Here is a 22,883-nt window from a genome sequence, read left to right as displayed (position 1 = left end):
TTGTTATCGCTAATCAATTATGTGCTGGAGACAGCCCGAATTGAGAGTGGAAATTCACTGAAATATACTCCGGCAGGTGGTAAGATCACCATAGATATCAGGGAGATTCCGTTTGACAGGGAAAATTATATTGCATATAAGATTGTAGTTGAAGATACTGGAATTGGGATGAGTGAAGACTATCTTCCACATATTTTTGAAGAATTTTCCAGAGAACATACAAGTACGGAAAGCAAAGTAGTCGGAACAGGTTTGGGGATTCCAGAGCTGCTGTTCCGATCGTAGCCATGACAGCGAATGCTTTTGAAGAGGACAGGCAGAAGACACTTGATGCAGGCATGAATGCACATGTATCAAAGCCGGTGGATATGAATGTTCTGTTCCGAGTGATGGCGAAGTTCATCTGATTTCGCTGTCGTTATAATATATGGAAGAAGCACAGTAAATAGCTGCATGAGGAGGAGCTGTCCATGATACAGCAGAAAAAGATTAATGTTGAAAGAATTCTTCGCGTCAACAGAGTAGGAGCATGGAGAATAGAAATTGAGGATGGGAAATCACCGAGATTTTATGCAGATGCGGTGATGGATGAATTACTTGGAATCCAGGGAGAAATCTCACCGGAAGAGCGATTTACATTTCATCGGGCACGTGTACATCCGGATGATATGCAGTTATTTCTGGAATATTCAGATAAACTGTCAGAGACAAAATCAGAAATCGTATATCGCTATATTCATCCTACATTTGGAGAGATGTTCGTACGTTGCAGTGGCATAAGAGATAGGTCTGTAGTGGATGGTATTTCCATTATGGGAATACATCAGGACATTTCAGAGACGGTACGTTTGGAGAAAGAAAAAGAAGCGGAACGTCGTCTGGCGGAACTTAATGATACACTTCGTAAAGAAAAGATAGAACAGGAAGATTATTACAAAGAACTGCTGGAAATGCAAAGTTGTGGTGTCCTTGCATATACAATTCCCGGGCATAAGATCATTCATATGAATGCACAGGCTTTGCGGATGTATGGAGTGGAGAACATTGAAGAGGCACAGTCCAAACTCGGTACTATGCTGAAAAAAGTAATCTATCCGGATGTGGACGTAATAGAGAAGTTGAAAAGACTTCACAAAGTAGATGATATGGTTGATTATGAGTGTATCATCGGAAAAGGTGAGCCGAATGAATGTCATGCACTTGCTACAACGAAAGTAATCCGTGTTCCATCGGGAGAAAGAGCCGTGATCACCACATTTCTTGATGTATCAGAGATGGTAGTACTTAAGAATGCACTGCAGAAGGCGGAAGAGGGAAACAGGGCAAAATCATCCTTTTTATTTGCCATGTCACACGATCTGCGGACTCCGATGAATGCAATTATAGGATATGCAGAACTCATGGAGCGGCACTGGGGAGACAATGAGCTTACGACAAATTATCTGCATAAGTTGAAGGGAGCGAGCCAGTTCCTGCTTGCATTGATAGGAAATGTACTGGAAATTGCCCGTATTGAAAGTGGTAAGGAAACTTTGAATGAAGCACCATGGAATCTGAAGAAAATAAATGATACGTTGGAGATCGTTCTTGACAGAGAAATTCTGAATAAACAGCTACATGTAGCACGAAATATAGAAATTCAGCATGCAGATGTATATTGTGATTCGCTGAAGATTCAGGAGATTATCATGAATCTTGTAAGTAATGCAATTAAATATACACCGGATGGAGGAAAAATAGACGTAGATATCGAGGAAATGGAGGCTGTCGGAGAGGATTCCATAATTCTGCGGATTTGTGTTTCGGATACGGGAATTGGTATCAGCCAGAAATATATTCCACATATATTTGAGGCATTTACACGCGAGAAAAATTCTTCGGAAAGTGGTATAATGGGAACTGGTCTAGGACTGCGTATCGTAAAATCCTTTGTAGATTTGATGGATGGAAGCGTGATCGTACAAAGTGAACCTGGAAAAGGCAGCAGTTTTATTGTTGAGATTCCATGTCGGATCGTATCGGAAGAAGAACGTATTGACCAGGCAGAACAGAGCATGCCAGAGAACTTTCTGAAGTGCAAAAGAATTCTTCTTGTAGAAGATAATGAATTAAATGTGGAAATTGCAAGGACAATTCTTCAGGATGTACAGGTAGAAGTGGAAGTAGCTGCAGATGGCGCGATTGCAGTTGCAATGCTGCAAAAGGCTCCTGTCGGGTATTATGATGTGATATTAATGGACATACAGATGCCGAAGATGAATGGGTATCAGGCAACAGAGGCGATTCGAAAGCTTCCGGATGAAAGAGCTCAGGTTCCGATCATAGCGATGACCGCAAATGCATTTGAAGAAGACAGACAGGCGGCGTTTGCAGCAGGAATGGATGATTATCTGGCTAAACCGATTGAAATTGATAAATTACTTCGCAAAATAGTAAAGGTATTAGAAAAGAAGTAAAAGACGTCAGATAGGGAAATTGCAATTCAGACGGAGAAAGAGATATTATGGAGATCAAAATTCGGACAGCGAAAGTAGAAGATGCAGAGAAATTGCTCGACATTTACAGCTACTATGTGAAAAAGACAGCGGTGACATTTGAATATGAAGTTCCATCGGTCGAAGAGTTTCAGGAACGAATCCGGCATATTTCTTCTCATTATCCATATCTTATCGCAGAGGAAGAGGGAGAAATTATTGGCTATTCTTATGCAGACCGTCTGCGTCCGAGGGCAGCTTTTGGATGGGATGTGGAGATGACAATTTATCTGAAACAGGATATACGACGAAATGGTTTAGGACGACATATGTATACTCTTATGGAAGACATCCTGAGAGAGCAGGGCGTTGTAAATGCTGTTTCATTGATTACAAAGCCGACAGATGAATATTCTGATTTTAATAGTGTACAGTTTCATGAAAAAATGGGATATAAGCATGCTGGTGAGCTGAAAGACTGTGGCTATAAATTCAATAGATGGTATGCACTTTTGTATATGGATAAACAGATTGGAATTCCACAGGAAGAGATGCCGCCAATCAGAGATTTTGACGAAGTGCGGGAAAAATTTGGCCTGTAGATTTTTCACGAGGAGAAAGTTTATTATGTGCTATAAAAACGGAGGTTTGAATGATTTACAAGAAAGTTGAGATTAAAGTAGAAGGTTATCAGGAAACTGCGGATTTGTATACTTATATTCTGGACAATTCTGTGGAAATGCGTCCGAATCGAAAGCGCCCGGTCATTGTGATCTGCCCGGGTGGCGGTTATACAATGACCTCTGACAGGGAGGCAGAACCAATTGCCATGCAGTATCTTGCAAGAGGATACCATGCAGTGATCCTTCGTTACAGTGTAGCCCCGGCGAGATATCCACTGGCACTTCTGCAGCTTGCGAAGTCTGTCGCATATTTAAGAGAACATGCAGAAGAATTTCATATTGATACTGCTAAAATTATCCTGCAGGGATTTTCGGCGGGTGCCCATCTGGCTGCAAGTCTTGGGGTATTCTGGAAGGAAAAATTTATCTCCGAAGTATTGCATACAGAAACAGAAATAGTGAGACCGAACGGCATGATCCTCAGTTATCCGGTCATTTCCTCCGGGAAATTTGCACATACGGGGTCTTTTGAGGCATTGCTTGGAGCTGACAGCAGTGATCCTGAAAAAAGAAAAAAGCAGTCGCTGGAATTTCAGGTAACAACGGATACTCCGCCGACTTTTCTCTGGCATACGGTCACGGATGATTGTGTCCCGGTTGAGAATTCCCTGTTATTTTTTGAGGCATTGCATAAATACAAAGTGCCGGTAGAACTACATTTGTACCCGACAGGTGTTCACGGGCTCAGTCTTGCAAATGAAGAGACATGTCATGAAGATGGTGGATGTATTCAGCCGGAATGCCAGTCATGGATGGAACTTGCGTGTACATGGATCAGGAATTTATAAAAAAAGAAAAAGGTGTTCCATAAATCGGAAGACCTTTTTCTTTTTGTGAAATTTTTTGTAACGTTTCCCATACATATATCGTCATATATGTGAAGGAGGACAAAACTGGTAGAGAGAGGAGAAACAAATGCTGAATATTCAGGAAGTATATGAGCAGTATTTTACTGTCGTATACCGTTATCTGCTCTCGCTTTCGCACAATACCCATATTGCAGAGGAACTGACGCAGGAAACATTCTTCAAAGCACTGAAAAAAGTCGACGATTTCAGAGGTGACTGTGACCTGCGTGTATGGCTTTGCCAGATTTCCAAAAACACGTACTATGACTATCTGAAGAAAAACAAGAAGTATGCACCGGAATCTCAGGACGAAAAGAAAGAAAGCTTTCCCTCAGATCTGCTTCAGAATTTTTCAGATAAAGAAACTGCACTTCAGGTTCATAAGGTTCTTCACAGACTTTCAGAACCCTATAAAGAAGTTTTTTCACTTCGTGTATTTGGAGAACTGTCATTTGGTACAATTTCCTCGCTGTTTGGCAAAAGCGAAAGCTGGGCAAGAGTTACTTATCACAGAGCATGTAAAAAAATCAGGGAGGAATTGGATCATGAAGATCAGTTGTAATATTATTGAGGACCTGCTTCCGCTTTATGTGGACGATATGGTCAGTGAGGACAGCAGACAGCTTGTGGAAGAGCATTTGAAAGCGTGTCCGACATGCCGAAGAATGCAGGAAGAAATAATGAGGGAAAATCATCTGACAGATGTTAAAAAAGGCAGTGATTCTGTACAGACAAATAAAATGGAAGCAGAACTGCTCAAAAAAATTCGCTGTAAGATTCGTAAAAAGAGAATTGCGTCGGTACTCCTGGCAGTTGCCATTGTTCTGGCAGCCGGTGGAATCGGGCATTATTGGTATTATGATAAGGAAAATTACATTTCCTGGGACGAGGCAAACATATCTGTAAAGGATGGAAAAGTATATTCTACGGTAAATCCATTGGGAAGGATGAAATCAATTCTGTCCGTAGACCAAAAAAACATGTTTTACATGCTGTCAGAAACTATGTGGACCCACAAAGAATATCCATCCGATTCAAACACAGAAAATGAACTCTGGAATCTGCAGGATTTTCAGGAAGCATATGAACGTGGAGCAGATACAGTTACTGATGAAACATCTTTTCCAACAGGAATTGAACATGTTTATTATGTAGATCCGGAAAATGTAAAAGAGGCTTTTAAACTCTGGGATTATCAGGATGAACCTGAGAAGGCGCAGCAGAAAGAAGAAGAGCTGGCCGCGAAATGCCACCTGATCTGGAGCGCATATTAAAGTGGATTATCATGAGTATTCTTCTGACAGTGGCGGCAGAATTCTTAAGCAGCCCATGCTATCATAGTTCTTTTGTAATCTAATCATAGAATCCGGTACAGCTTTGTGGTAAGATAGAACAAAAAGCAAGAAAGGACTGCACCAGAATGGGAAATTATCTGAATCCGGATAACAGCAAATTTCAGAGAGCGGTAAATTCTGATATTTATGTGGATAAAACAGGACTGATAAAATATACGAATCGTGTAATAAATACCATGCAGGCATATGTCTGTGTCAGCAGACCGAGACGTTTCGGAAAATCTATGGCGGCAGATATGCTGACTGCGTATTACAGCAGAGGGTGCGATTCCAGAGAATTGTTTGCAGGCCTGGAAATTGCGAAAGATGAGAATTTTGGCGGATACCTGAATAAATATGATACGGTTTTTCTCAATGTACAGGAATTTTTGAGCAGAAGTTCTGATGTGAAGGAATTAATTGCGAGAATTAAGCAAAGAGTAATTCGTGAGCTGACAAGGCAATATCCGGATGTAGAGCTATTTGATTCGACAGATCTGGCAGAAACTATGCAGGATATCTACGCAGAAAGTAAATGTCCGTTTGTGCTTATCATAGATGAGTGGGACTGTATTTTCAGAGAATTCAAGAATGATAAGGAAGCACAGGAAAAATATCTGGATTTTCTGAGGGATCTTATCAAAGACAAGAGCTATATTCATCTGGCATATATGACAGGAATTCTTCCTATCAAAAAATATGGTACGCACAGTGCTTTGAATATGTTTGATGAATTTTCCATGATCGATCCGGGACCGCTGGCTTCTTATGTAGGCTTTACGGAAAGCGAAGTAGAAAAACTCTGCGGAGAATACCAGATGGATATAGACGAGATAAGAAACTGGTATGATGGATATTCTTTTGAAGAAGTTCCGTCTGTATACAGCCCAAAGTCTGTTATCAGTTGTATGAGGCTTGGCAGGTTGGGAAATTACTGGAACCAGACAGAAACATTTGAAGCACTGCAGCTTTATATCGATATGAATTTCGAGGGCCTGAGGGACGATATCTTAAGTATGCTCGCAGGAGAGGAAGTTCCAGTAAATACAGGAAGTTTTACGAATGATATGGCAACGTTCCGTACAGAAGATGATGTCCTGACACTGCTGATTCATTTGGGATATCTGGGGTATCGTTATGCGACAAAGACAGTATTTATTCCAAATGGAGAAATTCGTGCAGAATTTGTGAATGCAGTTTCAGTATCAGATTGGGGAGAAGTATCCAATGCCCTTAAGAACTCAGCAGATACGCTACAGGCAATTTGGCAGGGGCGGGAAAAACAGGTTGCAGAGGGGATTCGACAGGCGCATTTTGAGACTTCACATATTCAGTATAATGATGAAAATGCATTGAGTTATACGATTTCTCTGGCACTTTATGCGGCAAGAAATTTTTATACGGTTCATAGAGAATTATCTGGTGGAAAAGGATTTGCAGATCTGGTATTTATTCCGAGAAAACGTTTTATGGATAAGCCGGCATTGGTGGTGGAACTGAAATGGGACAAAGATGTAGCAGGTGCAATTACTCAGATCAGAGAGAAAGAATATTGCAGAAGTCTGGAAGAATATCATGGAAAACTTTTGCTGGTTGGAATTAATTATGACAAAAAGACAAAAGAACACAGCTGTAAGATAGAGGAATACAGGAAATAAATTGTATGAAAAATATTATTGAAATCAACGACATTACTGCACTGGAACTGGATGTTTATGCGAGAACATCCGAGGTGCAGCTTCTTAGATATAATGAGCCAAATCCAGGACTTTTTATTGCAGAGAGCCCAAAGGTGATTGAGCGTGCATTGAAAGCGGGGTACGAACCGCTTTCTTTTCTGGTTGAACATAAAGATCTGGATGGAGAGGCAGGAGATATCCTTGCGCGTTATCCGGAAATCCCGGTATACACAGCAGAATATGAAACACTTGTCAAAATGACCGGTTATGCACTGGCAAGAGGGATGCTCTGCGCCATGAAACGCCGAACACTGCCTTCTGTAGAAGAAATCTGTAAGAACTCCAGACGTGTTGCTATACTGGAAAATATTGTGAATCCGACCAACATAGGGGCGATTTTCCGCAGTGCGGCAGCACTTCATATGGACGCTGTTCTTTTGACAGGAGGATGCAGCAATCCACTCTATCGAAGAGCGGCCCGCGTAAGTATGGGAACTGTTTTCCAGATTCCGTGGACATATTTTGACAAAAAAGCTTCCTGGCCGGAAGATGGTATGAAAGCAATCCAGAATCTTGGATTCAAAACCGTGGCAATGGCACTTAGAGAAGATTCTTATAGTATTGATGATCCGAAGCTTCTTGCTGAAGAGAAGCTTGCAGTCATTCTTGGCACCGAGGGAGACGGACTGGCATCACAGACGATTGCGGACTGCGACTATACAGTTATGATCCCGATGTCACATGGCGTTGACTCTTTGAATGTAGCAGCTGCAAGTGCTGTAGCATTTTGGGAACTTGGGCGCAGGAGATAAGACAAAAATGGAGAGGAAAATGATACAGTAAATGTTAAAAAGATTTTCAAAATATGTTTTTCAGAGTGTAGCAAGCATGATGGGACAATCAGTCTATATTCTTGCTGATACTTTTTTTATATCGGTAAGTTCTGGCGCAGATGGACTGGCAGTGCTCAATCTGATTTTGCCGGTATTTGGAATGATGTTCGCGATAGGCTCAATGATTGGAATTGGTTCTGCGACGAGATACGGAATCAACAGAGCCAAAGGTGAAGAGGCAGATCATTATTTTACACAGTCACTCAGCTGGGCGATACTTTTTAGTGTTCCATTTATGCTGGTTGGAATTTTCTTTCCGGATAAATTCCTGGCACTTCTCGGAGCGGATGCAGGTCTGATAGAGCTAGGCAGAACGTATTTGCGAATTATTCTTATTTTTGCACCGTTTTTCATGTGTAATTATTCTGTTACGGCATTTGCACGAAATGATTATGCGACCTCAACCGTGATGGCAGGTTCTCTTGCTGGAAGTGCTTTTAATATTGTGTTTGACTATATCTTTATTTTTCCGGTCGGACTCGGTTTTTCTGGTGCTGCATTGGCAACAGCATTTTGCCCGATTGTCACTATGTTGGTGTGCTCCAGACATTATCTGAGTAAAAAATGTAATATCGGTTTCAAATGGAAAAAACTGTCCGTGCGACATCTGATTTCCTGTTGTCAGCTTGGTGTTTCTGCATTTGTAGGAGAAATTTCTTCTGCGGTGATCACGTTTATCTTTAATATGCTGATTCTTGGGCTTACCGGAAGTACCGGAGTTGCTGCATATGGAGTGGTAGCGAATCTGTCACTTGTGGGAATGGCGATCATGAACGGAATGGCACAGGGTGTACAGCCACTGATCAGCGAAAGCTTTGGCAAAGGTGCGTTTGATGATGTAAAAAAACTTCTTCACTGGGGTCTGACCTGTGTAGTGGTGATAGAAGTTATCATGGTTGCACTGGTATGGAGTTTTACAGATCCGTTTATTTCGGTATTCAACAGTGAAAATAATCAGCTGCTTTTGGAATATGCGCATGTTGGTCTTAGGTTATATTTCCTGGGATTCTTATTTGCCGGAGTCAATATCGTTCTTGTCGCATATTTTTCTGCAACCGCAAATGCACGTCCGGCGATCATCGGTTCTTTGCTTCGAGGCGCAGTTGCTATTGGAGCATGTGCGATCGTACTTTCCATGATTTTGGGAATGAATGGTGTGTGGCTGTCTTTCCTGGCATCAGAAGTGATTACTCTTATAATGGTTCTGATTCTGGCAAGGCACAAAGAAAGCAGGAAAACGAATGCATACGTTTGATATTCTGCTACAGCAGATCGGGCTGTTTATAATCTATATTCTGGCAGGGGTGATCCTTGTCAGAACAAGGGTGCTGAGTCGTGAGACACTGGAGCCAATTTCAAAGTTTGTCTTGAAAATGGCACTTCCGGTGATGGTTTTTATCAACATTACAGATGGGGTAGAGCGGCAGGTGCTGTATGAATCATGGCCGATTTTTGTGATTGCAGCTATTTTTTATATTTTTATGTATGCTGCCGGACGAGGAATGGTTAAGCTGTTACATTTGCAGAAAAACCGTGCAGGAATCTATCAGGCAATGCTGCTGTTCGGAAATATTGGTTTCATAGGCTTGCCGATGATTGCCGGTGTTTTTTCGGAAAAAGGTGTCTTATATGCATCCGTATTTATGATCATGGACCAGTTTATGCTGTGGACTTTGGGTGTAAAGCTATTGTCTCCGGAAGGAGAAGGGTGGTTTGTCTTGAAAAAACTGGTCAATCCGGCGACGGTGGCGATCTTACTTGGAATGATCCTGATGCTCGCACAGGTGCGGATACCGGCACTTCTGGATACTGCTTTGCAGAAGATAGGTTCTACGGCATCACCACTTGCCATGATTTATGTTGGCGGCATTTTTGCAGGGATTTCTTTTCGAAGATATATACGGGAAATCTCACTGTATGGGATTGTTCTGGTAAAGATGATCGTAGCACCAATCCTTTTGTTCCTGATTCTTGGAATCTTTCCGGTCGGCGAGGAAATCCGGATGGCGATGGCGCTGATTGTGGGAATGCCGACAATGACAGCAGTCGTCATGATGACGAATGCATCCGGACTCGATGGGGATTATGCGCTGGGCGGTGTGTTTGTCACGACGGTTTGTGGAATAATGACATTGCCGATGGTATGCTGGATATTACAAAATATAAGATAAGATGTATAAGAAGAATAGTGCTTTTTATTCATAATAGTTCTGGAAGCTGTTTGGGGAAGAAAGCGACTGTTCTTCTTTTTTATTATTTTACCAAAATCAAGTAAGTTCCCTGCTTCAATTGCGAATATCCGCTTGACTTTCAAAGGGACTAAACGAATTATTTTCTCAATAAGAAAGCGGGAAAAATCTTGCATGACCATAAGAATTAGTTTATACTAACTAATGAGTTAGATAAAGAAAACTTTTGCGTGAATAAATCAGATGGACTACAGCACTGAGCTTAGGACGCCTTCTGATGAGTAACAGAAAGGGGAATTGGTCATGTACCTTGAAATCGAAAAAGTAGTAGGAAGAGAAATCCTGGATTCCAGAGGAAATCCGACAGTAGAAGCAGAAGTGTATCTGCTGGATGGAACCGTAGGAAGAGGAACTGCACCGAGTGGAGCATCCACAGGTGAGTTTGAAGCCCTGGAACTCAGAGATGGAGATAAAGCACGCTATCTTGGAAAAGGTGTACAGAAAGCAGTTGAAAATATCAATACAACTATTAATGATGCAATTGAAGGGCTCGATGCAAGTGACATTTATGCAGTAGATGCGGCAATGATCGCAGCAGATGGAACAAAAGATAAATCCAAACTGGGTGCCAACGCAATTCTTGCAGTTTCTATTGCATGCTGCAGAGCAGCAGCTACGGCACTGGAGATTCCGCTGTATCGTTTTCTCGGAGGTGTATCTGGAAATCGTTTGCCAGTACCGATGATGAATATTGTAAACGGTGGGTGCCATGCACTTTCATCTGGACTGGATGTGCAGGAATTTATGATCATGCCGGTTGGAGCACCTTCTTTTAAAGAATGCTTAAGATGGTGCGCAGAAGTGTTCCATGCGTTGGCTTCTATTCTGAAAGAACGCGGACTTGCAACATCCGTAGGAGATGAAGGTGGATTTGCTCCGGCGCTGAAATCAGATGAAGAGGCAATTGAGACGATTCTGGAAGCCGTGAAGAAAGCTGGATATGAACCAGGAAAAGATTTTAAGATCGCAATGGATGCAGCTTCTTCTGAATGGAAGAGTGAAAAGGGAAAAGGATATTATAAACTGCCAAAAGCAGGTACAGAATATACAGCAGAAGAACTTATTGAACACTGGGCTAAACTCTGCGAGAAATATCCGATTATTTCCATCGAGGACGGTTTGGACGAAGAAGACTGGGAAGGATGGCAGAAACTTACTGCAAGACTGGGAGATAAAGTACAGCTTGTTGGCGACGACCTGTTCGTAACAAATACGGAAAGACTTGCCAAAGGTATTGAGCTTGGAGCAGGAAATGCGATTCTGATCAAGCTGAACCAGATTGGTTCTGTTTCTGAGACATTGGAAGCCATTAAGATGGCACATAAAGCAGGATACACAGCAATTTCTTCACATCGTTCAGGAGAAACCGCAGATACAACGATTGCAGATCTTGCAGTTGCATTGAATACCTGCCAGATCAAAACCGGTGCACCAAGTCGTTCGGAGCGTGTGGCAAAATACAATCAGCTTCTCCGCATTGAAGAAGAACTTGGCGCAAGTGCCGTATATCCGGGCATGAAAGCATTTAATGTAAAACAGGATTAAAAAAAATTACCTTCTAAAGCAGAACAGATTCCCGGCAGCAAGCCAGGGATCTGTTTTTATCTCTATATCACATGGGAGAGTCCTTTTTGCAGGGCAAGGATCTTATTATAAATTGCATCAGCCAGTGCGGCATGACCTTTTTCATCCATATGTTCACGGTCAGTAACACTTGGAGCAGCAAAATCAGATGCGTTTAAGAAGGCAGCATGATTTTGGAGTGCAATCTTGCGGTATTCATTAGCCAGATTTCTGGAAACCGCTACAGAAGCTGCATCAAATTCCGGATCAAAATCGGCATCTCCGACGCCAACGCCCAGGTGGATTGGCGAGATGACAAGCAGATCAAAATGCCGGGACGCATTCTGACGTGCTTTTCGGATTACCTGATCAAGTCCTTTTGCGATCACACTGGCGGATGCTCTGTAGCGTGTCTTACAGTCATTCGTGCCGAGCATGATGATCATGAGGTCAATTGGGTTATGCATCTCTACTGTGACTCCAATCAGATCCAGTCCGCGGCGGCCCTCACGCAGCTCATCCTGAAAGACAGTTGTTCTGCCGCAAAGTCCCTCTTCTATAATGTGATATCCAGATCCGAGTTTTTTCTGTAAAAGTCCGGTCCATCTTATATTTTCATCATAACGTCCGGATTTATCCGGCTTATATCCCCAGGTATTCGAATCACCAAAGCATAAGATATTCATAAGATCACGCTCCTTAATCAAACAAAATCATACAAACATACCAAATAAATATGTTGATATAATAAAGGTATTTCATTGAATTGTCAATGATAATTTTCAGAAATGAAAAGATGGTCATTTTGTTTTTTGGGGGAGATAGAATTCACGAAATGGTTAATTAAATATTGCAGATCAGGAAAAAAGAGAATATAATGGATATAAGTTAAATAAAACTAACTTAAACCATGAAAAAACTATTTCATGGATATAGCATATACTGTAAACAGAAGGGCATTTTGATTGAGGTGTCTGAATGACAATCATAAAATGCGCAAGAGAGGAGAAGAATGAATTTAAACGTATTTTATGGAATTTTGATTCCGTTTATCGGCACATCAGCCGGTGCGGCCTGTGTCTTTTTTATGAAAAAAGACCTGAACCAGTGGGTACAGCGCTGTCTGACCGGGTTTGCTGCGGGTGTCATGGTAGCAGCATCTGTGTGGAGCCTGCTGATCCCTGCACTTGAACAGTCAGAAGGAATGGGAAAGCTCTCTTTTGTACCGGCAGCAGTTGGCTTCTGGGCAGGGGTGCTATTCCTGCTTTTGTTGGATCATATTATTCCACACCTGCATCAACAAACAGATAAGGCGGAAGGGCCGAAGAGTCGTCTGCAAAAAACGACTATGCTTATATTGGCAGTTACACTTCATAATATCCCGGAAGGAATGGCAGTCGGTGTCGTTTATGCTGGTTATCTGACCGGAAACGTGCAGATTACGTTTATGGGGGCACTTGCACTGTCACTTGGAATTGCAATCCAGAATTTCCCGGAGGGGGCGATTATTTCCATGCCTCTGCGTTCTGAGGGAATGGGAAAAACAAAGGCATTCATTGGTGGTGTTTTATCAGGAATCGTGGAACCGATCGGGGCAGTGATCACAATCCTGGCAGCAGGACTGATCGTCCCGGCATTGCCATATCTTCTGAGTTTTGCGGCGGGAGCCATGCTCTATGTTGTTGTGGAGGAACTGATCCCTGAGATGTCTGCCGGGGAACATTCGAATATTGGAACGATTTTCTTTGCAGTTGGATTTACGCTGATGATGATATTAGATGTGGCATTAGGATAAGAATAAAAAGGGCAATACAAAGTGCATAGGAAAAGATAGTGTGCAAATTATACAAAAAACAGTAAATAAAATTGTGAAATATGTTTAAATATAAAGTTGCTATTTTGCCTGAAAAGTAGTAAAACATTAGATAAATAAAAAAGAGAAATGCATCGAACAGGACAGGTCACAAAAGGAAACCGGATTACAGAGAGCCGCTGATGGTGAGAAGTGGCAGAAAGTATTTTGTGATATCACCCGGGAGCATCCCACTGAATTTTGAGTAAGCTGGGACGTAGTCTTCACGTTACAGAAGAGACTGTTTACAGAGACAGTAACAAGAGATCATATTTAGTAATAGATATGGTAATACAAAGTGGTACCACGGAACATTCCGCCTTTGTTATCCGAATGGATAACAAAGGCGTTTTTTTATATAAACCATACCAAAAGAAAAGGGGAAAGATTATGAGTGGAATTTTAATGATGGTAATAGCCATAGTAGTGCTTGGTGGAGCATATCTTCTGTATGGCCGTTATCTCCAGAACAAATGGGGAATTGACCCAAAAGCAAAAACACCGGCATATGAAATGGAAGATGGAGTGGATTATGTACCGGCAGATACCAATGTAGTATTTGGTCATCAGTTTGCATCAATCGCAGGTGCGGGCCCGATCAACGGACCGATTCAGGCTGCAATTTTTGGATGGCTTCCGGTAATGCTCTGGATTCTGATCGGTGGTGTCTTTTTCGGAGCCGTACAGGATTTTGCTTCCATGTATGCATCTGTAAAGAACAAAGGACGTACAATCGGATATATCATTGAAGAATATATTGGTAAATTAGGAAAGAAATTATTTCTTCTGTTTTGCTGGCTGTTCTGTATCCTGGTCGTCGCAGCATTTGCAGATGTTGTGGCAGGAACCTTTAATGGATTTGCGACAAGCGATGCAGGAGTCGTTACAAAAGTAGCCGCAAACGGCGCGGTTGCAACTACTTCCATGTTATTCATATTAGAAGCAGTTGTACTTGGATTTTTCCTTAAATATACAAAGTTTAATAAATGGATCAATACAGCTGTTGCAATCGTATTATTAGTAGCAGCAATTGTACTGGGACTGAATTTCCCAATGTACGTAAGCCTTGGAACATGGCATATCATTATATTTGCATATATTCTGGTTGCCAGTGTTGCTCCGGTATGGGCTTTGCTTCAGCCGCGTGATTACCTGAACAGTTATCTGCTGATATTTATGATTGTCGGCGCTGTTATTGGTGTATTTGTAGCAAATCCATCCTGTAATCTTAAAGCATTTACAAGCTTTAATGTAGACGGACAGTATATGTTCCCGATCTTATTTGTAACAATCGCCTGTGGTGCGGTTTCTGGTTTCCATTCTCTGGTATCTTCCGGTACGGCATCCAAACAGATCAAAAATGAAAAGAATATGCTGCCGGTTTCCTTCGGCGCAATGCTTATGGAAAGTATGCTTGCGATCATCGCACTGATTGCAGTTGCATCTTTTGCAGATGGTGAAGCTGCTGCACAGGGACTGACTACTCAGCCGCAGATCTTTGCAGGAGCAATCGCAAACTTCCTTTCAGTAGTTGGTCTGCCACATTCATTGGTATTTACACTGATCAACCTTGCTGTATCCGCATTCGCACTGACATCCCTTGACTCTGTGGCCAGAGTAGGACGCCTTTCCTTCCAGGAGTTTTTCCTTGATTCTGATACAGATGAGGAAAATATGAGTCCGTTCCTGAAAGTAGTAACGAATAAATATTTTGCAACCGTCATCACACTGGTACTTGCCTATATGCTTACCAAAGTCGGATATGCTGAGATTTGGCCACTGTTTGGTTCTGCAAACCAGCTGTTATCCGTACTTGCACTTGTTGCGTGTGCTGTATTCTTAAAGAAGACCAAACGTCAGGGCTGCATGCTCTGGATCCCGATGGTATTCATGATAGCAGTTACCTTTACAGCACTTGGAATGACGATCACAAAACTTTCAAAAGCACTGTTCTCAACAGGCCTTGATCTTGGAAATACATTACAGCTTGTATTCGCAGTATTACTTCTGATCCTTGGTGTGCTGGTAGCAATTCAGGGCGTTAAGAAACTTCTTGAAAAACAGGAAGCATAATATAAAAATAAACAAAGAGCAGCATACCGGCGTAAAATGCGGGTGTGCTGCTCTTTTACTGTGAACTGAATTTTATGAATTATAAATCAACAGCAGTATGAGGATTTACCACTCCTCTGTAGACTGTCCAGCCAAGCACCAGAACAGGGAGAAAAACGGATGCGGTAGAAGATTTTTTTGAATGTTTGCTGACATAGTTCCATATATGTGATTTTTTCTTAGTTCTAGCAGACTAATTGATTTTGTTGCAAAAAAGAAAAGCAATTGGCATAAAATAGAATAGACAGATATCTGAAAAGAGAGTATTTATGCCGGATCAGAAACTTGATAATCTTTTAAACCTTGCAATGGATGCTACGCCACAGGAGCGGGCGAAGTCGGAAAATCTGAATGTCGGATATGATTCTACGACCAGGCTGTGGGATGTGATCGTAAAATACAGTGAACCGGAAAGAGGACTTGGTGGTGATGGAATTCAGGTAGTTCCGCTGCTTGGCGGTTATGCTGTGGTTACTTTACCGGAAACGGAGCTTGATGCATACTCTGACAGAGAGCAGGTGGAATTTATAGAAAAGCCGAAAAGACTTTATTTTGAGACTTTTGAAGGGAGAGAGGCGAGCTGTATCCTGCCAGTACAGGCTGAGTTAAATGGGCTGACCGGTGAGGGGATTCTGGTCGGTATTGTTGATTCCGGAGTGGACTATTTTCATCCGGATTTCCGAAACGAGGACGGCAGCAGCCGGATTCTGCGATTATGGGATCAGAGTGTGAATGGAAATCCACCAGAAAGTTATGTGACAGGAACAGAATATACAAAAGAAGAAATAGATAAGGCGCTTGCACTTGAAGAAACTGAGGGCAGGCGCCTTGTTCCGTCCAGGGATTTCAGTGGACATGGTACTGCAGTTCTTGGAATTGCAGCGGGAAATGGGAGAGCATCAGGTGGAGTGAACCGTGGTGTTGCGTATGAAAGTGAACTTCTGGTTGTAAAGATGGGAAATGCACGAGAAAATTCTTTTCCAAGGACAACGGAACTGATGGAAGGGATCGATTATCTTGTCCGACAGGCAGTGCAGATGGGGAAGCCGATTGCTATCAATATCAGTTTTGGAAATAACTATGGTTCCCATCAGGGAGACTCATTGTTGGAAACTTATATCAGCAACGTAGTGAATGTGGGACGTTCTGTCATTTGTGTTGGAAGCGGAAATAATGGGAATGACAGAATCCATACGGCGGGACAGCTGCGTCAGGGACAGACAGAGACGATAGAAATGAGCATTGGGACTTATGAGACAACTCTGAATCTACAACTGTGGAAAGCATATGCAGACGAGATTGAAATTTCCATAGAAACGCCATCCGGTGAACGACTGCCGACGCTTTCTGAAAAAATCGGTACACAGAGATATCGTGCGGGGGAAACGAATCTGTTGATTTATTATGGTAAACCAGGGCCTTTTCAGGTGACACAGGAGATTTATTTTGATTTTATTCCTGTGGGGACATATCTTACCAGCGGAATCTGGAAGATTCATCTGCAGGGAAAACGAATCCGGGAGGGTAACTATAACCTGTGGCTCCCAGGAGGAAACGTCCTGAACCCGGTGACTGGATTTTACCGACCGGTGGCATCGGAGACATTGACGATTCCCTCCACGGCAGCGAAGGTGATCACGGTAGGAGCCTACGACTCCAGATTAAATGCCTATGCAGACTTTTCCGGTCGCGGTGGAGAGAGACTTTCTTATCCAAAACCAGATCTCGTCGCACCAGGTGTCAATATCACTGCACCCGTACCGGGCGGCGGATATGCTAACGTAACCGGGACATCATTTGCCACACCATTTGTGACCGGATCGGCAGCACTTATGATGGAGTGGGGAATTGTAAGGAGAAATGACCCATTTCTATGGGGAGAGAAGGTAAAGGCATATCTGAGACGAGGCGCCCAGCCACTGCCTGGTTTTGAGAAGTATCCGAACGAAAGTGTGGGGTGGGGGGCCTTATGTACGGCACAAAGTCTCTTTCATATGTGAAAGTTAAATGTTGGGTAGAGAGTGAAGATTTTCATTCACCCGGGTCTGTTACATTCATCCCGGAATCAATATACATGCACAATACCCCGGATGCGGCTGAAAGCAATAAATAGTCAGGTCTTTCCCGATTTCCGGACTGTAAATAAAATATATGCAGAACCATCAAATCAAAAAGAGTGGGGCATGTATATGACTGGTGATATATTTTTCAGCTACAGCAAAGTGTACAAAAACAAATAGACAAAAATATGAAATATGTCTAATTTGTTCCTCGATTTTCTATGAGAAAAAGAGTAAAACATAGGTAAATCAAAAAAGAGAGAAATGCATTGATTAGGACAGGTCACAAGAAGTAACCGGATTACAGAGAGCCGCAGATGATGAGACACGGCAGAAGGTATTTTGTGATATCACCAGGGAGCATCCCACTGAATATTAAAGTAAGCCGGGACGTAGTCTTCACGTTACAGAAGAAGCTGTTTATACTGACAGTAGTAAGAGGTTATATCAGATGTGAGATGACTCCCACCTCTGTAGGTGGTGAGCAACAAAATTATATCAGTGGTGGGATTCAATCTCCCATCTGATATAGCCTCCGGCAGGATTGCAGAGATGCACAGAAGAATATGTCATGCATTGCATGACGTGCATCTCGCAGCAAGAATGCCGAGGGCATTCTTGAATTAGTAATAGATATGACAACGCAAAGTGGTACCGCGGAAATTTCGCCTTTGTTATCCAAATGGATAGCAGAGGCGTTTTTTATATACAAAATATAAGAGAAAGAAGAGGACAAGATTATGAGTGGAATCTTAATGATGGTAATAGCCATTGTAGTGCTCGGAGGAGCATATCTTCTGTATGGCCGTTATCTTCAGAACAAACGGGGAATTGATCCCAAAGCTAAAACACCAGCATATGAGCTGGAAGACGGAGTTGATTATGTACCAGCTGATACAAATGTAGTATTTGGGCATCAGTTTGCGTCTATTGCAGGAGCCGGCCCGATTAACGGACCTATTCAGGCTGCAATTTTCGGATGGCTTCCTGTTTTACTCTGGATTCCGATGGTATTTATGATGGCAGTAACATTTACAGCACTTGGTATGACAATTACAAAACTTTCAGGAGCTCTGTTCACAACAGGCCTGGATATGGGAAATACCTTACAGCTCATTTTTGCGATATTACTATTGATACTTGGTGTACTGGTAGCAATTCAGGGTGTTAAGAAACTGTTTGAAAAACAGAAAGCTTAACAAATAAGATTCTGGTCAGTAGCACTTGGAGAAGCAAATACGTTTATATAGTTAACGACTTTTCATTAAAAGTCAATGTGCTTTTAGAAAAAAATATGCCCCATATACCACAAGGTGATATATGGGGTATATTTATGCTAAAAAGCAAGAATTCCGAGATGTTCCAGAAGAATTTTGACGCCCAGAAGAACCAGGATCAGACCACCGATAAATTCTGCTTTGCTTTTATATTTGCTTCCGAAGAAGTTGCCAACGATAACTCCGATGATAGAGAGTACAAAGGTTGTGATACCAATAATACTAATTGCTTCAATGATCGGAGTATTAAGAAAAGCAAACGTGATGCCGACTGCGAGCGCGTCGATGCTTGTTGCAACAGCAAGAACAAGCATGTTTTTGTGATCAATCGGAGCATCTGTGACTTCGACGATTTCTTCTTCATTCCATTCACGGACGGCTTCAATTATCATTTTGCCGCCGATGAAACCAAGAAGGATAAATGCGATCCAGTGGTCAATGCTGGTGATGTACTTCTGGAACTGGCTGCCAAGAAGCCAGCCGATGAGCGGCATAAGTGCCTGAAATCCTCCAAAATACAATCCGATAATAACGGCCTGTTTTTTGTTAAGTTTTCTCATTCCGAGGCCCTTACAGACTGAAACTGCAAAGGCATCCATGGAAAGTCCGACACCCAGCAGAAATAATTCAATAAAAATTGCCATAATAATCTCCTTTTCTTTTCTGAAAGTATGTAAGCATACAAAAAACTCACGTATGCAACAAAACAATACAGACAAATGTCTGTATGTGATATTGCATACATGAGTCTCATTCATTAAGATTTGCCAGGTACAGGTACCAGTATGTTGACAAATCACACATTCGTGCAAACTACTCCCTCACGTAAGTTTGTGTTAAGTTTTTCCAACTATAACAAATGCAAGGACGCCTGTCAATAATTTTTTTCATTAACAGCTACGTGTATTTCATTAGCAGCTGTGCGCGAAATGTTTTCCTTTTGGCAGAAACGCGTTATAATATTAAGTAATATAAGCATTTTTTATTAAGAAATTAAGTTTTCAGTGGAGGATAATTTCAGGGATGAAAGCGATTGGAATTGATATTGGAACAACTACGATCGGCGGAGTGGTTGTTGAAGTTGATGAAAGAAGACATTCAACTGTAATAGAGGCAAGGACAATACAAAATGGAAGTTTTATTGGAACTTCTAATGAGTGGGAACGAATCCAGGATGCAGAAAAGATTATCCAAAAGGCAAAGGTAGTCGTCGATGAGTTTATTGATAAATATCCGGATGCACACAATATTGGTCTGACCGGACAGATGCATGGAATTGTCTATCTGAATGCTGAGGGGAGAAGTGTAAGTCCACTGTATACATGGCAGGATGGACGTGGGAATATCTGTGATGATAAAACAGGAAAAAGTCTCTTAAAAGAGATCGAAGAGAAATGTCAGTACAAGGCTGCTTCTGGTTATGGACTTATCACACATTTATATAATAAAAAACATCATCTGGTTCCGATAGAGGCGAATACATTCTGTACAATCATGGATTATCTTGGAATGTGTCTGACAAAGAGAACCCATCCACTCGTACACGTCAGCAATGCTGCCAGTTTTGGATTTTTTGATGTGCAGAAAAAGTGTTTTGAAATGGACTGGTTGAATAAAATTAGAATGGACACTATAAGACTGCCGGAAATTTGTGAAGATATGGAAGTGCTGGGAATGTATAAGGATATTCCGGTAACAGTAGCAATTGGTGATAATCAGGCCAGCTTTCTGGGGGCAGCAGGCAGCGAAAATAATACATTACTGGTGAATATGGGAACAGGAGGACAGATTTCAGTTCTGACAGATCAGTATTTTGAGACGGAGGGAATCGAAGCGCGTCCATTTCTTGGGGGAAAATATCTTCTGGTTGGAGCCTCCCTGTGTGGTGGTAAAGCATATGCATTGCTTGAGAATTTTTTCAGGTCATTTATGAAGGAGGCAACCGGACAGGATATACCATTGTATGAAATATTGGGAAGACTTGCAGAAAAAGGAATGGACGACTCAAGTAGTAGTATGAAAGTGCAGACAACTTTTGATGGAACCAGAACAGATTCAAGGCTCCGTGGGGAAATCAGAAATATTTCATCAGATAATTTTACACCGGAATTCCTGACATATGGTGTACTGGAAGGCATGATCCGGGAGCTTTATGATATGTTTGTTCAGATTGAAAAAGGCACGGAGATAAAGATTGTTCAGATGATCGGATCTGGTAATGGGCTCAGAAAAAACAAAGTGCTTTGTGAGATAGCTGAGAAAATGTTCGGGATGAAACTGACTTTATCAGAGTGCAAAGAAGAGGCCGCAACTGGTGCAGCAATCAGCGGTTGCTTATAATAATTCTATCAAAACAATTTGATGATTCCTGTATTTGTAGTAATATATAGTTAAAATGATGAAAGCAAAGTGAGGGAATAAAATGTTAGGATATTTGATCAAAGACACAACAGTTGAGGAGCGTAAAAAGATCGTAGAGGAATCACTGGGTAATATTTCAGCAGATTGTGACGGATGCATGTCAGGTCTTGCGGAGATGTACCAGGATTATATCGAGGGAAAAAGAGAAATCCGCGATATCAATATGGAATTCAATGCTCGTTATGTCAGAGGAGACATGGACAAAGAGGAGCGAAGAAGCTGTCCGATGTGATTTGAGCCGTATAGGCAGAATTCTTATTCTAAAATGTGGACTGTGGGGAAATCGTGATGAAGAAAAAATTAATTAAGCCGTTTGCAATACTGCTGGCAGTCTTTCTGGGATTACTGGAGGTGGGATGGCGTTTTTTTAACATGGTAGTCTGCTGCAAAAGAGGAGAGCACAAAAAGGAAAGAAAGAAATGGTTTGAACTATCTCATATCAGGGAAAATCATCCCAGGAATGGTTATGCAAGAGTATATAATGAGAGTAAGGCCTGGTGTCTTGAACAGAAGATGCAGGACTGTTATATTAAAAGCATTGACGGATTAAAACTGCATGCATTATATCTGCCGGCAGAAGATGCAAAACGGATTGTTATATTAAGCCATGGATATCGCGGCAGCCGGTTTGGCACATTGTCATTTATGGCAAAATATCTGCATGAGCATCAGTGTGATGTCCTGTTTATAGAACATCGCTGCTGCGGTGACAGCGAGGGAAAATATATCACCTTTGGAGCAAAGGAACAATGGGATGTACAGCAATGGGCAGTCTATGTATCTGAACGAAACAAAGAGAAGCTTCCGATTTATCTGTACGGACAGTCCATGGGGGCAGCTGCTGTACTGATGGCATCAGGACATATGCTCCCGGCGGAGGTAAAAGGCCTGATCGCGGACTGCGGTTTTCAGTCTATGGAAGGACAGATGCGAGATATGGCAGCTAACTGGTTCCACCTGCATCATATCCCACTGCTTCTGATAGAACTGGACTGGTTCTGTTCTCTTCTGGCAGGATTTCATATGAAAGATGCAGACACTGCCGAAGCCATGAAAAAAAATACAAGACCGGTTCTCTTTTTCCATGGAGAGAAGGACACCTATGTGTATCCAAATAACTCTTTTCAGAATTATATGCTCTGCAGGGCAGAGAAGGAACTGGTGATCATACCGGGAGCACGGCACCTGTGCTGCGCTTATGTAGATCCGGAACTGTATCAGCACAAGATGATGGAATTCTTTGAAAAATACGATTAAACTGAGATAAAAAATCCTGACCGGGATTTATCAGACATAGTACATAACAGGAAAAATACCTTTAATCTGTTATGTTAAATGCATGATAAGTCCCGGTCAATTTTTTGTAAAGTGTTCATTAAGTCTTTGGGGTACTGGTATTTCCTGCGAAGGTATGATATTTTTGCACCTGAAGCATATA

At 41.9% G+C, this 22,883-nt stretch carries 20 protein-coding genes and 1 other annotated feature; of the genes, 18 read left to right on the top strand and 2 right to left on the bottom strand.

Going from position 1 to position 22,883, the window contains the following annotated elements:
- The 11 genes from LI112_RS01555 (at position 1) to eno (ending at position 11,705) form a co-directional block, all read left to right on the top strand.
- Positions 1 to 285: a HAMP domain-containing sensor histidine kinase gene (locus LI112_RS01555; protein WP_022388770.1), complete on the top strand. Its 285-nt coding sequence runs from the start codon at positions 1 to 3 to the stop codon at positions 283 to 285.
- Between the two features lie 185 nt (positions 286 to 470).
- Positions 471 to 2,456 (top strand): ATP-binding protein, encoded by a 1,986-nt coding sequence (locus tag LI112_RS01550; protein ID WP_227190127.1) that lies wholly within the window; start codon positions 471 to 473, stop codon positions 2,454 to 2,456.
- 47 nt (positions 2,457 to 2,503) lie between these two features.
- A complete protein-coding gene (locus LI112_RS01545; protein WP_022388772.1) occupies positions 2,504 to 3,076 on the top strand; it encodes a GNAT family N-acetyltransferase in 573 nt (190 codons plus the stop codon).
- A 50-nt stretch (positions 3,077 to 3,126) separates the two neighbouring features.
- The gene (locus tag LI112_RS01540) at positions 3,127 to 3,945 is read left to right on the top strand and encodes an alpha/beta hydrolase (protein WP_022388773.1); all 819 of its coding nucleotides are present in this window, start codon (positions 3,127 to 3,129) and stop codon (positions 3,943 to 3,945) included.
- Between the two features lie 127 nt (positions 3,946 to 4,072).
- Entirely contained in the window at positions 4,073 to 4,567 is a 495-nt protein-coding gene (locus LI112_RS01535) for an RNA polymerase sigma factor (protein WP_022388774.1), read from the top strand.
- Entirely contained in the window at positions 4,551 to 5,279 is a 729-nt protein-coding gene (locus tag LI112_RS01530; protein WP_005428309.1) for a zf-HC2 domain-containing protein, read from the top strand. Before LI112_RS01535 ends, LI112_RS01530 begins: the two co-directional genes overlap by 17 nt.
- A gap of 146 nt (positions 5,280 to 5,425) precedes the next feature.
- Positions 5,426 to 6,997: an AAA family ATPase gene (locus tag LI112_RS01525; protein ID WP_005428306.1), complete on the top strand. Its 1,572-nt coding sequence runs from the start codon at positions 5,426 to 5,428 to the stop codon at positions 6,995 to 6,997.
- Between the two features lie 5 nt (positions 6,998 to 7,002).
- Entirely contained in the window at positions 7,003 to 7,830 is an 828-nt protein-coding gene (locus LI112_RS01520) for an RNA methyltransferase (RefSeq protein WP_227190126.1), read from the top strand.
- 31 nt (positions 7,831 to 7,861) lie between these two features.
- Positions 7,862 to 9,166 carry an MATE family efflux transporter gene (locus LI112_RS01515; protein WP_227190125.1) on the top strand — a complete coding sequence of 435 codons (1,305 nt, stop codon included), beginning with the start codon at positions 7,862 to 7,864 and terminating at the stop codon, positions 9,164 to 9,166.
- Positions 9,153 to 10,082, top strand: a complete 930-nt coding sequence (locus tag LI112_RS01510; RefSeq protein WP_117997663.1) for an AEC family transporter — start codon at positions 9,153 to 9,155, stop codon at positions 10,080 to 10,082. The genes LI112_RS01515 and LI112_RS01510 overlap by 14 nt, the downstream gene beginning before the upstream one ends.
- A gap of 321 nt (positions 10,083 to 10,403) precedes the next feature.
- Complete coding sequence (eno, locus tag LI112_RS01505) at positions 10,404 to 11,705, top strand: phosphopyruvate hydratase (RefSeq protein ID WP_117997664.1); 1,302 nt, start codon at positions 10,404 to 10,406, stop codon at positions 11,703 to 11,705.
- A 62-nt stretch (positions 11,706 to 11,767) separates the two neighbouring features.
- On the opposite strand, the gene LI112_RS01500 is transcribed toward eno, so the two are convergent.
- Positions 11,768 to 12,409: a GDSL-type esterase/lipase family protein gene (locus LI112_RS01500; RefSeq protein ID WP_005428297.1), complete on the bottom strand. Its 642-nt coding sequence runs from the start codon at positions 12,407 to 12,409 to the stop codon at positions 11,768 to 11,770.
- A gap of 326 nt (positions 12,410 to 12,735) precedes the next feature.
- Here LI112_RS01500 and LI112_RS01495 point away from each other — a divergent pair, with 326 nt between their 5' ends.
- The 4 genes from LI112_RS01495 to LI112_RS01480 all read left to right on the top strand — a co-directional run bounded on the left by LI112_RS01495 (position 12,736) and on the right by LI112_RS01480 (position 18,946).
- Positions 12,736 to 13,518: a ZIP family metal transporter gene (locus LI112_RS01495; RefSeq protein WP_227190124.1), complete on the top strand. Its 783-nt coding sequence runs from the start codon at positions 12,736 to 12,738 to the stop codon at positions 13,516 to 13,518.
- A 143-nt stretch (positions 13,519 to 13,661) separates the two neighbouring features.
- Positions 13,662 to 13,902 (top strand) — a binding site (T-box leader).
- Positions 13,903 to 13,965: 63 nt separating this feature from the next.
- Positions 13,966 to 15,648 (top strand): carbon starvation protein A, encoded by a 1,683-nt coding sequence (locus tag LI112_RS01490; RefSeq protein WP_227190123.1) that lies wholly within the window; start codon positions 13,966 to 13,968, stop codon positions 15,646 to 15,648.
- A gap of 308 nt (positions 15,649 to 15,956) precedes the next feature.
- Entirely contained in the window at positions 15,957 to 17,687 is a 1,731-nt protein-coding gene (locus LI112_RS01485; protein ID WP_227190122.1) for a S8 family peptidase, read from the top strand.
- A gap of 800 nt (positions 17,688 to 18,487) precedes the next feature.
- Positions 18,488 to 18,946 carry a carbon starvation CstA family protein gene (locus tag LI112_RS01480; RefSeq protein WP_081017217.1) on the top strand — a complete coding sequence of 153 codons (459 nt, stop codon included), beginning with the start codon at positions 18,488 to 18,490 and terminating at the stop codon, positions 18,944 to 18,946.
- 137 nt (positions 18,947 to 19,083) lie between these two features.
- On the opposite strand, the gene LI112_RS01475 is transcribed toward LI112_RS01480, so the two are convergent.
- On the bottom strand, positions 19,084 to 19,668 hold the full coding sequence (locus LI112_RS01475) for a manganese efflux pump MntP family protein (protein WP_005428226.1): 585 nt from the start codon (positions 19,666 to 19,668) through the stop codon (positions 19,084 to 19,086).
- Between the two features lie 379 nt (positions 19,669 to 20,047).
- On the opposite strand from LI112_RS01475, the gene LI112_RS01470 reads away from it, so the two are divergent.
- From LI112_RS01470 to LI112_RS01460, 3 genes are all read left to right on the top strand, one after another.
- Positions 20,048 to 21,364 (top strand): sedoheptulokinase, encoded by a 1,317-nt coding sequence (locus tag LI112_RS01470; RefSeq protein ID WP_055055393.1) that lies wholly within the window; start codon positions 20,048 to 20,050, stop codon positions 21,362 to 21,364.
- A gap of 82 nt (positions 21,365 to 21,446) precedes the next feature.
- Positions 21,447 to 21,677, top strand: a complete 231-nt coding sequence (locus LI112_RS01465; RefSeq protein ID WP_005428221.1) for a hypothetical protein — start codon at positions 21,447 to 21,449, stop codon at positions 21,675 to 21,677.
- Positions 21,678 to 21,733: 56 nt separating this feature from the next.
- Positions 21,734 to 22,702: an alpha/beta hydrolase gene (locus LI112_RS01460; protein ID WP_005428219.1), complete on the top strand. Its 969-nt coding sequence runs from the start codon at positions 21,734 to 21,736 to the stop codon at positions 22,700 to 22,702.
- Positions 22,703 to 22,883 lie beyond the last annotated feature (181 nt).

Source organism: Blautia sp. 210820-DFI.6.14, from assembly GCF_020558815.1.
GTDB lineage: Bacteria > Bacillota > Clostridia > Lachnospirales > Lachnospiraceae > Blautia_A > Blautia_A obeum.
The sequence above is the reverse complement of the archived record's forward strand: the minus strand, read 5'-3'. Positions and strand labels throughout refer to the sequence as shown.

Coding starts and splice junctions, on each gene's coding strand:
- LI112_RS01550 (WP_227190127.1), top strand. CDS start 471: ATGATACAGCAGAAAAAGATTAATGTTGAAAGAATTCTTCGCGTCAAC.
- LI112_RS01545 (WP_022388772.1), top strand. CDS start 2,504: ATGGAGATCAAAATTCGGACAGCGAAAGTAGAAGATGCAGAGAAATTG.
- LI112_RS01540 (WP_022388773.1), top strand. CDS start 3,127: ATGATTTACAAGAAAGTTGAGATTAAAGTAGAAGGTTATCAGGAAACT.
- LI112_RS01535 (WP_022388774.1), top strand. CDS start 4,073: ATGCTGAATATTCAGGAAGTATATGAGCAGTATTTTACTGTCGTATAC.
- LI112_RS01530 (WP_005428309.1), top strand. CDS start 4,551: ATGAAGATCAGTTGTAATATTATTGAGGACCTGCTTCCGCTTTATGTG.
- LI112_RS01525 (WP_005428306.1), top strand. CDS start 5,426: ATGGGAAATTATCTGAATCCGGATAACAGCAAATTTCAGAGAGCGGTA.
- LI112_RS01520 (WP_227190126.1), top strand. CDS start 7,003: ATGAAAAATATTATTGAAATCAACGACATTACTGCACTGGAACTGGAT.
- LI112_RS01515 (WP_227190125.1), top strand. CDS start 7,862: ATGTTAAAAAGATTTTCAAAATATGTTTTTCAGAGTGTAGCAAGCATG.
- LI112_RS01510 (WP_117997663.1), top strand. CDS start 9,153: ATGCATACGTTTGATATTCTGCTACAGCAGATCGGGCTGTTTATAATC.
- eno (WP_117997664.1), top strand. CDS start 10,404: ATGTACCTTGAAATCGAAAAAGTAGTAGGAAGAGAAATCCTGGATTCC.
- LI112_RS01500 (WP_005428297.1), bottom strand. CDS start 12,409: ATGAATATCTTATGCTTTGGTGATTCGAATACCTGGGGATATAAGCCG.
- LI112_RS01495 (WP_227190124.1), top strand. CDS start 12,736: ATGAATTTAAACGTATTTTATGGAATTTTGATTCCGTTTATCGGCACA.
- LI112_RS01490 (WP_227190123.1), top strand. CDS start 13,966: ATGAGTGGAATTTTAATGATGGTAATAGCCATAGTAGTGCTTGGTGGA.
- LI112_RS01485 (WP_227190122.1), top strand. CDS start 15,957: ATGCCGGATCAGAAACTTGATAATCTTTTAAACCTTGCAATGGATGCT.
- LI112_RS01480 (WP_081017217.1), top strand. CDS start 18,488: ATGAGTGGAATCTTAATGATGGTAATAGCCATTGTAGTGCTCGGAGGA.
- LI112_RS01475 (WP_005428226.1), bottom strand. CDS start 19,668: ATGGCAATTTTTATTGAATTATTTCTGCTGGGTGTCGGACTTTCCATG.
- LI112_RS01470 (WP_055055393.1), top strand. CDS start 20,048: ATGAAAGCGATTGGAATTGATATTGGAACAACTACGATCGGCGGAGTG.
- LI112_RS01465 (WP_005428221.1), top strand. CDS start 21,447: ATGTTAGGATATTTGATCAAAGACACAACAGTTGAGGAGCGTAAAAAG.
- LI112_RS01460 (WP_005428219.1), top strand. CDS start 21,734: ATGAAGAAAAAATTAATTAAGCCGTTTGCAATACTGCTGGCAGTCTTT.